The organism is Paraburkholderia sp. BR14374, from assembly GCF_040948685.1.
In the GTDB taxonomy this organism is placed as follows: Bacteria; Pseudomonadota; Gammaproteobacteria; order Burkholderiales; family Burkholderiaceae; genus Paraburkholderia; species Paraburkholderia youngii.
On record NZ_JBFPKF010000006.1, the window covers coordinates 44,968 to 57,153 of the forward strand.

Annotated in this window: 12 protein-coding genes; 7 read left to right on the top strand and 5 right to left on the bottom strand. The window is 64.8% G+C overall.

What is annotated here, in order from left to right:
• Positions 1-131 precede the first annotated feature (131 nt).
• Both AB3X86_RS16060 and AB3X86_RS16065 read left to right on the top strand, forming a co-directional pair.
• On the top strand, positions 132-2,792 hold the full coding sequence (locus tag AB3X86_RS16060; RefSeq protein ID WP_368596711.1) for a response regulator: 2,661 nt from the start codon (positions 132-134) through the stop codon (positions 2,790-2,792).
• Positions 2,793-3,056: 264 nt separating this feature from the next.
• Positions 3,057-3,323 carry a hypothetical protein gene (locus AB3X86_RS16065; protein ID WP_176107821.1) on the top strand — a complete coding sequence of 89 codons (267 nt, stop codon included), beginning with the start codon at positions 3,057-3,059 and terminating at the stop codon, positions 3,321-3,323.
• A gap of 36 nt (positions 3,324-3,359) precedes the next feature.
• On the opposite strand, the gene AB3X86_RS16070 is transcribed toward AB3X86_RS16065, so the two are convergent.
• Genes AB3X86_RS16070 through AB3X86_RS16080 form a run of 3 tightly spaced genes read right to left on the bottom strand, consistent with a single transcriptional unit; the run spans position 3,360 to position 5,761 of the window.
• A complete protein-coding gene (locus tag AB3X86_RS16070) occupies positions 3,360-4,730 on the bottom strand; it encodes an ATP-binding protein (RefSeq protein WP_368596712.1) in 1,371 nt (456 codons plus the stop codon).
• The gene (locus AB3X86_RS16075; RefSeq protein WP_368596713.1) at positions 4,727-5,440 is read right to left on the bottom strand and encodes a response regulator; all 714 of its coding nucleotides are present in this window, start codon (positions 5,438-5,440) and stop codon (positions 4,727-4,729) included. The genes AB3X86_RS16070 and AB3X86_RS16075 overlap by 4 nt, the downstream gene beginning before the upstream one ends.
• A 27-nt stretch (positions 5,441-5,467) precedes the next feature.
• Positions 5,468-5,761 (bottom strand): EF-hand domain-containing protein, encoded by a 294-nt coding sequence (locus AB3X86_RS16080; protein ID WP_176107818.1) that lies wholly within the window; start codon positions 5,759-5,761, stop codon positions 5,468-5,470.
• 247 nt (positions 5,762-6,008) lie between these two features.
• Between AB3X86_RS16080 and AB3X86_RS16085 the strand changes: the two genes are divergently transcribed.
• On the top strand, positions 6,009-6,347 hold the full coding sequence (locus tag AB3X86_RS16085; RefSeq protein ID WP_368596714.1) for a hypothetical protein: 339 nt from the start codon (positions 6,009-6,011) through the stop codon (positions 6,345-6,347).
• Positions 6,348-6,496: 149 nt separating this feature from the next.
• The gene (locus tag AB3X86_RS16090; protein ID WP_368596715.1) at positions 6,497-6,940 is read left to right on the top strand and encodes a hypothetical protein; all 444 of its coding nucleotides are present in this window, start codon (positions 6,497-6,499) and stop codon (positions 6,938-6,940) included.
• Here AB3X86_RS16090 and AB3X86_RS16095 read toward each other — a convergent pair.
• On the bottom strand, positions 6,929-8,179 hold the full coding sequence (locus AB3X86_RS16095) for an arsenic transporter (protein WP_368596716.1): 1,251 nt from the start codon (positions 8,177-8,179) through the stop codon (positions 6,929-6,931). The genes AB3X86_RS16090 and AB3X86_RS16095 overlap by 12 nt on opposite strands.
• Positions 8,180-8,441: 262 nt before the next feature.
• Here AB3X86_RS16095 and AB3X86_RS16100 point away from each other — a divergent pair, with 262 nt between their 5' ends.
• From AB3X86_RS16100 to AB3X86_RS16110, 3 genes are all read left to right on the top strand, one after another.
• On the top strand, positions 8,442-9,005 hold the full coding sequence (locus AB3X86_RS16100; protein WP_176124808.1) for a cytochrome b: 564 nt from the start codon (positions 8,442-8,444) through the stop codon (positions 9,003-9,005).
• Positions 9,006-9,120: 115 nt separating this feature from the next.
• A complete protein-coding gene (locus AB3X86_RS16105) occupies positions 9,121-9,696 on the top strand; it encodes a YceI family protein (protein WP_176124806.1) in 576 nt (191 codons plus the stop codon).
• A gap of 48 nt (positions 9,697-9,744) precedes the next feature.
• A complete protein-coding gene (locus tag AB3X86_RS16110; RefSeq protein ID WP_176107812.1) occupies positions 9,745-10,326 on the top strand; it encodes a YceI family protein in 582 nt (193 codons plus the stop codon).
• A 31-nt stretch (positions 10,327-10,357) separates the two neighbouring features.
• On the opposite strand, the gene AB3X86_RS16115 is transcribed toward AB3X86_RS16110, so the two are convergent.
• The gene (locus tag AB3X86_RS16115) at positions 10,358-11,938 is read right to left on the bottom strand and encodes an EAL domain-containing protein (RefSeq protein ID WP_368596717.1); all 1,581 of its coding nucleotides are present in this window, start codon (positions 11,936-11,938) and stop codon (positions 10,358-10,360) included.
• Positions 11,939-12,186 lie beyond the last annotated feature (248 nt).

Consider the following 12,186-nt stretch of genomic DNA (forward strand, 5'->3'; position numbering starts at 1 on the left):
ATAGCGTCCGCGAAGCATCAACGGTACGGCGATGTGCCCTACAATAATTGCAGCTCGCGAGGCTGCGCGAAGCCTGCGAAGCTTCGGTCCCGAGCCGATCATTTTCGACGTGAATTCAGGTGGAGCGCTGCATGCCTTTTCCGGCACAAGACTACGGCTGCGCCGGCTGGCGCGGCGAGATGGCGCGACGCATCAGCGAATTCGACTGGCGCGCGACCAGCCTCGGCGCGATCGAAAACTGGCAGCGCAGTCTGACCTCGACGGTCCTGACGATGCTCGCGTCGCCGATGCCGCTCGTGCTGTTGTGGGACGAGCCCGGCTACATGATCTACAACGACGCCTATGCGGTCTTCGCGGGCGGCCGGCATCCCTATCTGCTCGGCCGTCCGGTCGAAGACGGCTGGCCCGAAGTCGCCGACTTCAATCGTCACGTAATGGCCACCTGTCTCGCCGGCGGCACGCTGTCGTATCGCGACAAGGCGCTCGTGCTGCTGCGTGACGGCAAGCCGGAAGATGTGTGGATGGACCTGTACTACAGCCCGGTCGCGGGCGATAGCGGCGCGCCGGCCGGTGTGCTCTCGATGGTCGTCGAAACCACCGGGCGCGTGCTCACCGAGCGCCTGCGCCAGCAAGCCGAAACCGAACTGCACGAGACCAACGAGCGCCTGCAACTTGCACTGAACACCGGCGCGGTGCTCGGCACCTGGGTGCTCGACGTGCGCACGGGCGAGGTTACCGGCGACGAACGCTTCGCGCGCACCTTTTCATTTGGGCGCGATACAGCGTCGAAAGGCGTCGCGCGCGATGCGGCCACGCAGATCATCCATCCCGACGACCAGGAGCTCAACGACCGCCTGACCGCCGAAGCGATCCGCAGCGGCGAGCCGTTTCGCGCCGAGTACCGGATCCGGCGTCCCGGCGGCGGCTATATGTGGGTGCAGGCGAACGGCCGCTGCCAGTTCGACGAACACGGCGAACCAACGCGCTTTCCGGGCGTGCTGATCGACATTCACGAGCGCAAGATCGCCGAACAGCAGCTTCTTCAGCTGACCGAAACACTCGAACAGCGCGTCGCCGATTCGATCGCGGCGCGCGCGCTCGCCGAGGAGCAGCTGCGCCAGGCGCAGAAGATGGAAGCGATCGGCGGCCTGACGGGCGGCGTCGCGCACGACTTCAACAACGTGCTGCAGGTGATCAACGGCAATCTGCAGATGCTCGCCGCTGACGCCGACGACAACCCGGTCACCCAGCGGCGTCTATCCGCCGCAACCGATGCCGTCAGACGCGGCGCGAAGCTCGCCGCGCATCTGCTCGCGTTCGCGCGGCGTCAGCCGCTGTCGCCGACCGTGCTGAATCCACGCCGCCTGCTGACCGGCATGAGCGAGATGCTGCACCGCGCGCTCGGCGAAACGGTGCGGATCGACACGGTGCTCAGCGACGATCTGTGGAACGTGCAGGTCGATCGCAATCAGCTCGAAAACGCGCTGCTCAATCTCGCGATCAATGCACGCGACGCGATGCGCACCGACGGCGTGCTCACCGTGCGCGCGACCAACCGCACGCTCGACGCCGCGTTCTGCCGCGGCAAACCCGACCTGTCGCCCGGCGAATACGTGGAGTTCTCGGTTGCCGACACCGGTTCGGGGATGCCGCCCGAAGTGCTACAACATGTGTTCGAACCGTTCTTCACGACCAAGCCCGACGGCCACGGCACCGGCCTTGGCCTGTCCATGGTGTTCGGCTTCGCGCGACAAAGCGGCGGACAGGTGTCGATCGAAAGCGAAGTGGGACGCGGCACGACCGTGTCGCTGTTCTTTCCGCGCTGCTGCGAGGCGGAGACGCCGGAGACCGTCGACGGCACCGCGGCGTCGGTCGGCGGCGGCGAAACGATACTCGTCGTCGAGGACGATGCCGACGTGCGGCTGACGGCGGTCGAAATGCTCGCGCAGCTCGGCTACAAGGTGCTGACCGCGTCGAATGGCGACGCGGCGCTCGAGTTCATCGACAGCGACGTGCCGATCGATCTGTTGTTCACCGACGTCGTGATGCCCGGCAAGCTGAAGAGCGTCGAGCTCGCGCAACGCGCGGCCGCGCGCACGCCGCCGCTGCCCACGCTGTTCACATCGGGCTATACGCGCGACGAAATCGTCCACCACGGCAAGCTCGACGCGGGCATCACGCTGCTGTCGAAGCCATACCGGCGCGACGACCTCGCCCGTATGGTGCGTCACGTTCTACGTGCGGGCGCCACCCGCGCGGACCGCGCGGCCGAGATGCGAGAAGCGCGTATCGCCGCATGTGTTCCGCCCGCGGCGTACGAAACCGTCGACACGTATGGCGCGACGAAGGCGCCGCAGAAAACGTCGAAAAAAGAGCCGAAGAAAAGGCCGCAAAAGGCGGCCCAGCCGCGCGCGGCCCAGGAAGCCGCACGCGTGCTGTTCGTCGAGGACGACACCGAATCGCGCGAGGCGCTTGGCGAACTGCTCGGCGCGCTAGGTCTCGCGTGCACCGCTGTCGCGAGCGCGGAAGCAGCGCTGCCGCTCGCGAACACGCAACACTACGACGTGCTGTTGACCGACCTCACGCTGCCCGGTATGTCCGGCGATGAACTCGCGCGCGCCGTGCGGCAAGTGCAGCCCGCAATCCGCGTGCTGCTGGTGTCGGGCTACGGTCGCAGCGCGGAGATCGGGGCGGCGATTCCGGGTGCGCGGCTCCTCGGCAAGCCGCTCGATATCGCGCTGTTGCGGCAAGAGTTCGCGCAATGGCTCGATCACACTGAAGCGGCGTCCTAGTCCAAACACCGAACTCTGCCGCCGTGGCGTAGGTGTCTTCATGATGCTTCAGACGTGCTACATCACGTGGCTGCAATGGCGCTTCCCGCGAGGTCGCAAGCCGACGCCTGAAATCGCAGACTGGAATGGCATATATTGTTGGTAAGGATGAGTACCCGCAACGGCGCGGACAACCGCATCAGCCGTGCGCGCGCGGGTATGATGCCGGGCGCGGTGTCCACCGCGGCCGCTTCCGATGCCGCGTCTTTTGCCACGAGAACCATCATGCCTGCCCAACACGACGAAGCACCCGGCGCTCACGACACGAACGACAAGCCGAAGCGCAAGACGCTGTCCCTGTCCGTGCGCAATCTCCTGATGGTCGCCATTGGCGTGGTGATGTTCGCGATCGTGTCGGGCGTCGTGCTGTACAACCCGATCATGTACGGCGACGAGATCCCGAACTTCGGCATCATCCTGATGCTGACCGTGCCGGTGATCGCGGGCGTCGCGTTTCGAGTCGGGCTCGACGCGTGGCTCGATCGCGAGTGAGCGGCAACAACACCGCGCCCTGCTCCCATTTCGCGGTTATGCCGCCTTGACCGGCAATACGACCCACACTTCAAGGCCGCCCCCTTCGCGCGGATGAAACTGCAGGCCGCCGCCGTGCAGCCGTGCGATCCGCTCGACGATCGACAGACCCAGCCCCGTGCCGCCGCTGTGCGCACGCGCATTGCGGCCACGCTGGAACGGCGCCTTCAGCTTTTCCAGCTCCTGCGCCGTCAAACCTTTGCCGCGATCGCAGACCGCGACCGTCACCGCTTCCTGCGTCGCCCACGTGCGCACCGCAAGCCCGCTGCTGCCGTAGACGATCGCGTTTTGCATCAGGTTCATCAGCAGCCGCATCATGCTGATCGGCCGATATGGAACGGCCGGCAAACTGCCCAACGAAAGTTCGAACTCGTGCCCGAGCCCAGCGAAGTCGCCCGCGAGCCGTTCGATCAGCGCGTTCAGATCGCCGGGCTGCGCTTCCTCGCGCTCGCCGCTGCCCGCGTAGTCCATGAACTGCTGCAGGATCGTCTCGATCTGGTCCAGATACGATTCGGCGGTGATCACGAAGCTGCTGTCGGCCCCCTGCGGCATCGCCATCGCCATCGACAGGCGCAGCTTCGTCAACGGCGTGCGGATGTCGTGCGAGATGCCCGCGAGCATCAACGCACGCGTCGCTTCGGCGTCCTGTAACGCGCGCGTCATCTGATTGAATGCGCTGCCCACGGCGGCGATTTCGGCGGGGCCGTCGGTCGGCAGCGGTGCGGGCAGATCGCCGGCGCTTACGCGGCGCGCCGCTTGCGTGAGCTCGTGCAAGGGTTCGTTCAGATGCAGCTGGATCGCGTAGCCGGCGAGCGCGGCAAGCACGCCGAGACCCAACGACAGGAAGATCGCCACTTCGAGGCCGCTGCCCTGCGCGTCCTCGGGAACCGGCAGCGCAATCCAGTATGGCGCGCTCGCCAAGCCCGCCGCGTTGCCGGCGCCGGCAAGCGACCCATGCATGCGAATCCACAGCCGCTGTGCGCCCTCGCTCTGCCAGCGCGCGGGCATATCGGCGGGCAAATGCTTTTGCAGGCTGTCGATGAACACGCCGCGCTGATAGGTGCGATACGCGTGCAACAGATCGTGCGGCGGCGTGTCGGTCGCTTCAGGGGGCAATTGCTCGCGCGCGTCGAGTCGTGCGCTCAGCGCCGCGCGCGAGGCGGGCGGAGTGGCCGCGAGCAGGTTGTCGAGCGTCGTCACGTAGGTCGCGAACACGGCCGCCGCGCGCTCGACCCGTGGCCGCTGCACGTAATGCAGCAGCACGACGATCGAGCAGATCTGGCTCAGCATCACGAGCGCGATCAATAGCGCAATGTTGCGCGCGAGCAGCGTGCGCGGCAGCAGCCTGCGCGACAGCGAGCGCATCATGATTCGACATCGGCGACGAGCATATAGCCGACGCCCCAGACGGTACGAATGAAACGCGGCTTCGACGGATCGTCCTCGACGATCTGCCGCAGCCGCAGCACCTGCACGTCGATGCTGCGATCGAGCGCATCGTGGTCGCGCCCTCGCGCACGCGCGAGCAGGTTGTCGCGGCTCACCGCGCGATTCGGCGACGACGCGAGCGCGACCAGCAGCAGCATCTGCGCGGAATGAATCTCGAGCGGCTCGCCCCCGCGCGATAGCTCCTGCTTGCCGACGTCGAGCGTGAAGTTGCCGAAACGCACGCGCTGCGAGGTCACCGTGACGTCGCCGGCGGCCATCTTCTGGCGGCGCAGCAGCGCATTGATTCGCGCCACCAGCTCGCGCGGCAGGAACGGCTTCGCGAGGTAGTCGTCGGCGCCGGTTTCGAGGCCGGTCACGCGATCGAGCGGATCGCCCTTCGCGGTCAGCATCAGGATCGGCAACGTCTGCCCCTGCGCGCGCAGCTTCGCGCAAATCTCGAGGCCGTCCTCTTCGCCGATCATCAGATCGAGTATCAGCAGATCGAACGGCTCGCGCTCCAGGTAGCGGTTCAAACGCTTGCCGTCCTCGGCCGCGCGCACGTCGAAACCGTGGCCGCGCAGGAAGCGCAGCAGCATGTTGCGCAACTCGGCTTCGTCGTCGAGCACGATGATCCTGGCGGGGCGTTCCATCCGAAAGCTCCTCGATGTCCGAGCCGCTCAGTGTGCGGCGCCGCGTTCCTGCATGAACGCCTCGATCTGCGGCAGCGTGATGTAGCCGGCCTTCTGCGTGTCGATCTCATCGAAATGACGCGCGAGCATCGGCATGCCGGCCGCCGCCTGGTCACGGGTCAGCTTGCCGTCGTGCGTGGTGTTCGCGGTTGAAAAGCGCGTCTGCAACTGCTGCTCCATCCGCTCCATGCGCTGCTGGCTGATACCTTGCGGCGCGGCGGCCTGAGCGAACGTGACGGTGGACGCGCAGCACAGCAGCACGGTGGCGAGCAACTTCTTCATGACTGACTCCTTCGGTTGGAACATCGACCGTCGCCTGGCTGGGTGCCGCGATCCGTTTCGATGACAGGCCGAATTCTTGGTCAGACGCCGCGCGACCGCAATTCAAGAATCATGTCGAATCATGTCACGGCGCCCAGTGCCGGTGCCGCGTGACATCGAATGAAATGAGTTTGCGGTTTCGCTTCGCGGACCTGCTGCGTATCGTTCCGTCTGCCGTCCGTCGGCTTTCACGCATCAGGAGTCCCAAATGAGTATCCGTCTCGCCTGTGCTTCGACTTTCACCGCCATCGGTCTCGCCTGTTCTTCCGCTGCCTACGCGAGAGTCGTCGTGTATCTGCCCGCCGCCGTGGTCTACGCGCCGCCGCCACGGCCGGTCTACTACCCGGTGCTGATCAATCCCGTGTACGTGTCGGCGCCGCCTGTCGCCGTTCCGGTGGCGGCCGCGACCATCGTCGCGGCGCCGCCCGTACAGCCGGCGAACTCTTCCGCCACCGCCGCCGCGGTCTTGCCGCCCGCGCCCAACTATGCGGTGGTGCCCGCGCCGACCGTCAGCTATGGGCAACCGCTGGTGACCGTGCCGCATTGAAAGCGCGTTCCGGACCCTCGCGCGGCCGGTTTTCGATCGCACACGGCGGGGCCGCGCCGTTGACTCAGCATAGGACACGCGCCTGGCGCGCACGCCTGGTGAATTCCCGTTGTCTGGTTGAAAGGTGGATCGCCGCCAGTAAAGCTTGCATGGACTTTGCCGCTTCTTACCATCGCGCAGCGCGCCAGCCGCGCTCCCATGTGGCGCTTTGCGCCGTCACGGCTGAATTTGACTACATAAAGGCGGGATGGAACGGAGCTTGCTGTCCCTTTCAGGTTTGCGCGCCCCTATCCCCACATCTTTCCTGGACCTTTGTGATGAGTTACCAAGATATCGACAGGGAAATTGCCCACCTCGAAGTCGTTTTCAATGCACTTTCAGCGCGCGACCGTTTTCCGCTGTCGTACTGGCATCGCCGGCTGCATGCGTTGAACCGATCTTCGATGGTGCCCGCGCAACGTCAGCGCGTCGCTCACCTCGAAGCGAGGCTGCGCTCGGTCGGCGCGCAACTGGACCAGCTCGCCGGCGCCGCACGCCGCGGGTCCCGCGCAAGCCCGAGGAAGGACCGGTCAGCCGTCCGTTCAGCCCGTTAGAATCCGTGCCCCAAGCGCCAGCATGAGCGCGGGCACCATCACCAGCACACCGACCTTCAGGAATTTCATGAAGCCGACGTCTTCGCCTTCGCGGCGAATCGCGTTGAGCCACAGGATGGTCGCGAGCGAGCCGCTGATCGACAGGTTCGGCCCCAGGTCGACGCCGATCAGGAACGCGTCGATCACGCGCTCGGGGCTCTGCGCCTGCATCACGGTCGAACTCGCGATCAGTCCGGACGGCAGGTTGTTGATCAGATTGCTGAGCGCCGCGATGCTCGTGCCGGCCCACGCGGCCGCTTCCATTTCGTTGTGCTCGGTCGCGCGCCGCAAGGCACCCGCGAACGTGCTGATCACGCCGGTGTGATCGAGCATCTCGACCAGCACGAACAGCCCGGCGACGAGCGGCAACACATTCCACGAAATTTCGCGGATCATCGGCAGCGGTGATTTGCGTTCCTTGATCAGCACGACGAGCGCGGTCAGCGTGCCGAGGATCGCGGTAGGCATGCCGAGCTGGATGTCGTACGCGGAGACTGTGAGCAGCGCGCCGGCCGTCACCGCGATGCCCGCGAGTGCGACCTTGCCGCTTGCCGACAGCTCGACCGCGTCGAGATTCGCCTCGCAGACGCCCGCCAGCGCGTCGCGTTGCGTCCAGCGCAGCATCACGAAGGTCGCGCCGATCGACAGCACCGACGGCAGCGCGAAGCGCAGCATCCACGGTCCCAGCGGCGGCGTGTGATTGCCGTACAGCACGATGTTGGCCGGATTCGAAATCGGCAGCACGAAGCTCGCCGCATTGGCGACGAACGCGCAGACGAACAGCAGCGGCAGCGGCGGCGTCTTCGCTTTCTTCGCCGCCGCAAACACGGCGGGCGTCAGCACGACGGCGGTGGCGTCGTTGGAAAGAAACGCGGTGATCACCACGCCGAACAGATACACGAGCACGAACAGCTTGCGCGGCGAACTGCGCGCATGATTGACCGCGAGCACCGCGACCCAGTCGAACAGCCCTTCGCGGCGGCCGACTTCGGATAGCAGCATCATGCCGATCAGGAACAGATAGACGTCGGTGCCCTTGCCGATCGCTTCGATCGCCAGGTGCAAGGGCAACAGGCCGAGCACGACGAGCAGCACCGCGCCCGCGACGGCCCACACGGCTTCGGGCCATTTGAACGGCCGTGTGATCACACCGGCGGTGGCGGCCGCGGCAATGCCCCAGGAAAGAAAAACGGAACTCACAGCTTGAAGCCCGGATAATGGGTTATGTCGGTGGCTGCGCAAAGCGCGCGCAACCTTGTTGTTCGGGGCAACAAGTTACCACAGCGGTTGCCGCAGCGACCGGTCCACGGCAGTCGGCGTGCCTCGTCACGCGCATGCCTTTCAACACAATTAACGTCAACGAAGAAACAATCTGTTCCCGCGCACCCCCTATTCAGTTTCCATTGGCCTCCCTACTATCCGCATTCCCACGCGGCTTATCGCGAGCAACGGATAGAAAACGATGCAAACACAGGCTTCCGCTCCCACGCGCTACCACGGCGCCGCAATCGCGCTGCACTGGCTGATCGCCGCGCTGATGATCTGCGGCTTCTACATCGGCTGGATCATGACGGATATCCCAGGCTTCACGCCGACGAAGCTCAAGTACTTCTCGTGGCACAAATGGATCGGCGTGACCGTGTTCGCGCTCGCGCTGCTGCGCGTGCTGTGGCGCGCGACGCACCGCGCGCCCGCGCTCGATGCCGCAACGCCCGCATGGCAGAAGGCCGCCGCGCATCTGGTGCACGGCCTGCTGTATCTGCTGATGCTCGCGATTCCGCTGTCCGGCTACTTCTACAGCTCGGCGGCCGGCATTCAGGTCGTGTATCTGGGCGTCGTGCCGCTGCCGACCATCATCGGTCCCGATCAGGCGCTGAAGGCCACGCTGCGCACCGTGCACGTGCTGCTCAATTACACGCTGCTCGCACTGGTGCTGATGCACGTGCTCGCGGCGCTCAAGCATCAGTTCGTCGATCGTGACGGCCTGCTCGCGCGCATGGTGCCGTTTCTGAAGACCCATGCATAACGACATGACAGCTTGAAGAAGGCACAACGCCTGTCGATTGGTTACGACTGGTTGGCAATCAAATTCCTCGCGGTGTGCAATCACGCCGCGAAGCTCGGATAGGATGCGTACCATCATGAAGACACCCTTTTATCTCTCCGCTCATCGCGCGGCGCTCGCTTCTTTCGCGGCGCTTGCGCTCATCGGCGCGAACCTCGCGCACGCCGACGTCGACCTCGCGAAAAGCAGCGTCATCGCGACGACCAAACAGATGAACGTGCCCGTCGACGGCAAGTTCAGGAAGTTCTCCGCGCAGCTGAACTTCGATCCGGCGAAGCCGGCCGCGGGCAGCGCGAACGTGTCGATCGACACCGCGAGCTACGACCTCGGCGCGGACGACTACAACAAGCAGGCGCAAGGCAAGGAATGGTTCGACAGCGGCGCCTTCCCGAGCGCGACCTTCGTGTCGAGCTCGATCGCGCCGGCCGGCGGCAACCAGTACAAGGTGACCGGCAAGCTGACGATCAAGGGCAAATCGCAAACGGTCGTCGTGCCGGTCGTGATCGCGAGCCAGGGCGCCACGCAAACCTTCGACGGCTCGCTGCCGATCAAGCGCACGCAGTTCGACGTCGGCACCGGCGAATGGAAAGACACGTCGGTGGTCGCCGACGAAGTCGTCATCAAATTTCATCTGGTCGCGGCAAACAAATAACGTTCAACACAGCAGCACTGCATTACCTTTAGACCCCTGGAGTCCAACTTGAAGAAATCCTTCCTGCTCGCCGCCGGCGCGCTCGCCGCCGCATGCTCGTTCAACGCGATGGCTGCCGCCGAGACCTATCTGCTCGATCCGACGCACACATCGCCGAGCTTCGAGACCGACCACTTCGGCGGCCTGTCGATCTGGCGCGGCAAGTTCCAGAAAGCCAACGGCACCGTCGTGCTCGATCGCGCGGCGAAGACCGGCACGGTCGAGGCGACGATCGATCTGAGCTCGGTCGGCATCGGCAACGACAAGCTCAACGAGGAACTGGTCGGCGACAAGTTCTTCGACACCGCGAAGTTCCCGACCGCGACCTACAAGGGCACGCAGATCCGCTTCGACGGCGACAAGCCGGTCGAAGTGATCGGCACGCTGACGCTGCACGGCGTGACCAAGCCGGTCAACCTGAAGATCGAATCGTTCAAGTGCATCCAGCACCCGATGCTCAAGCGCGAAGTGTGCGGCACGGAATCGGTCGCGACGTTCAATCGCGACGATTTCGGCATCGACTTCGGCAAGGCGTACGGCTTCAACATGAAGACCACGCTGCATATCCAGGCCGAAGGCATCAAGCAGTAAGCGCATCGCGCCCGGCCGGCCGGGCGCTGAACTACTGGATCGCGGGCTGCGCCGGCGCATGCGACGCGCGGCGCGCCTCGAGCCACGCGAGCAGTTCCTCGCGCCGCATCGCCTTCGCGAACAGCCACCCCTGCCCGTACTGAACACCCCGGCGCACCAGATACTCGACCTGCTCGCTGCGCTCGATCCCCTCCGCGACGATTTCCACCCCCAATTCGTGCGCCATCTCGATGATATGCGGCGCGACGATGCTCGACGCCGCGTCCTGGGCGATCGTGTCCACGAACGATTTGTCGATCTTCAGCACGTCGATCATGAAGGTTTGCAAATAGGCGAGGCTCGAATAGCCGGTGCCGAAATCGTCGATATAGACCGGGTGGCCGGCGCTTCTGAAGGCCGCGATCGTCTGCCGGGTCACATCGGCGTTCAGAAAACTGCGCTCCGTCGCTTCGATCCTGATCTGCGCGGGACGCAGACCGGTTCCGGCGAGCCTCGCGTTGATCAGGTTCAGAAAGCGCGGCGTGCGCAGATCCTCGCCGCTGACGTTGACCGACACGTAGAACGACGGCCGCGAACGCAATAGCTCTGCCAGATCTTGCAGCGCTTGATCGAACACAAAGTCGGTCAACGACTGGATCAGGCCATGCTGCTCGGCCAATGCGATGAAGATATTCGGCGAGATATCGCGTCCGTTCAGATTCCATCTGGCCAGCGCTTCGACGCCGACGCATTCGCTGGTCGCGAGATTCACGATCGGTTGATAGACGACGTCGATGGTTTTGTGGGAGATCGCCCATTCGAGCGAGGCCTGGAACGACACCTGCCGCGAGATCCGTTTGAACGCGAACCAGCCGAACGCGGCGCCCATCGCGACGCCGAACGATAGCCACGTCGCCAGCAGCCCGGGCCAGTCCCTGAGCAGGCTGGTGCGCCGGCCTTTGACGACGACACCGAGGGCGCGCGTCTCCGAGCGTGCCACCGCGTAGTTCCATTCATCGCTATCGACGCGCCCCGCCTGCTTCCATGCATGCAGCATCTCGTCGGGGTCCGCGCCGGTCGACAGTGCAACGATCGAATTTATCTCCGTGTTGATCGTAGCGATCGCCCTTCCCGCTGGATCCATCACATCGACATATGACTGGGGATCGATCGACACGTATTCGCCGTTGCGCCCGATCTGGATATCCTCGCGCAAGTCGCTGAGCGGATTCTTTTGCTGAAACCAGACCAGGTAGCCGTCGTTGCTGCGCCAGCGCGGCGGCGGCAGTTCGACATCGTGGGTCCGAACGTCGCCCAGAAGAGGCGAGCAAAGATAGCGCCCGTCGCCGTACGCGCCCGCGTCCCGCACGTAGCGGTAGTTGAAGATCACGTGGGCAGCCCGTTTCAGGTATTCCGGCGAGCACGGCTCGGCGTGCTCGGCCTGCAGGTCCGCGATCGCGGCAAAGCCCTGATATGTGACCAGTTCCGTGCGCATCATGGCCTTCTCCGCGTAAAGGCTCAGATCTCGCTGCTCGCGGCGGGCGACGTCTTCGTTCGCGATATAGATGCTGATCAGGACCGGCAGCACCGTTGCGGCGCAGCCGAGTGCGATATACGCCGAAATCAGCGACATGCGCTTGATCATCTGTCGAGCCCGGTGGTGGACGGTCGCGGCGAATTCGGCTGCAGCGGTTGCGGCCCCCGCCTGGACCCGCCACGCAACCTGCGGATTTCAGTGTGAAGAATAGTTACTGGAGCCGCTTTTTCAACATTGCGTTGAATGCCACGCATGCGGCCAGCCGCGGCAACCCTGACCGGTGGCGCGCCCGGCAAGGTACCATTACGGCCTACCGGCGTCGCGACGCGCGCCGTCACCGCTTT

Excerpts from the sequence above, each read along its gene's own strand:
- AB3X86_RS16060 (WP_368596711.1), top strand. The coding sequence starts at position 132 with ATGCCTTTTCCGGCACAAGACTACGGCTGCGCCGGCTGGCGCGGCGAG.
- AB3X86_RS16065 (WP_176107821.1), top strand. The coding sequence starts at position 3,057 with ATGCCTGCCCAACACGACGAAGCACCCGGCGCTCACGACACGAACGAC.
- AB3X86_RS16070 (WP_368596712.1), bottom strand. The coding sequence starts at position 4,730 with ATGATGCGCTCGCTGTCGCGCAGGCTGCTGCCGCGCACGCTGCTCGCG.
- AB3X86_RS16075 (WP_368596713.1), bottom strand. The coding sequence starts at position 5,440 with ATGGAACGCCCCGCCAGGATCATCGTGCTCGACGACGAAGCCGAGTTG.
- AB3X86_RS16080 (WP_176107818.1), bottom strand. The coding sequence starts at position 5,761 with ATGAAGAAGTTGCTCGCCACCGTGCTGCTGTGCTGCGCGTCCACCGTC.
- AB3X86_RS16085 (WP_368596714.1), top strand. The coding sequence starts at position 6,009 with ATGAGTATCCGTCTCGCCTGTGCTTCGACTTTCACCGCCATCGGTCTC.
- AB3X86_RS16090 (WP_368596715.1), top strand. The coding sequence starts at position 6,497 with ATGGACTTTGCCGCTTCTTACCATCGCGCAGCGCGCCAGCCGCGCTCC.
- AB3X86_RS16100 (WP_176124808.1), top strand. The coding sequence starts at position 8,442 with ATGCAAACACAGGCTTCCGCTCCCACGCGCTACCACGGCGCCGCAATC.
- AB3X86_RS16105 (WP_176124806.1), top strand. The coding sequence starts at position 9,121 with ATGAAGACACCCTTTTATCTCTCCGCTCATCGCGCGGCGCTCGCTTCT.
- AB3X86_RS16115 (WP_368596717.1), bottom strand. The coding sequence starts at position 11,938 with ATGTCGCTGATTTCGGCGTATATCGCACTCGGCTGCGCCGCAACGGTG.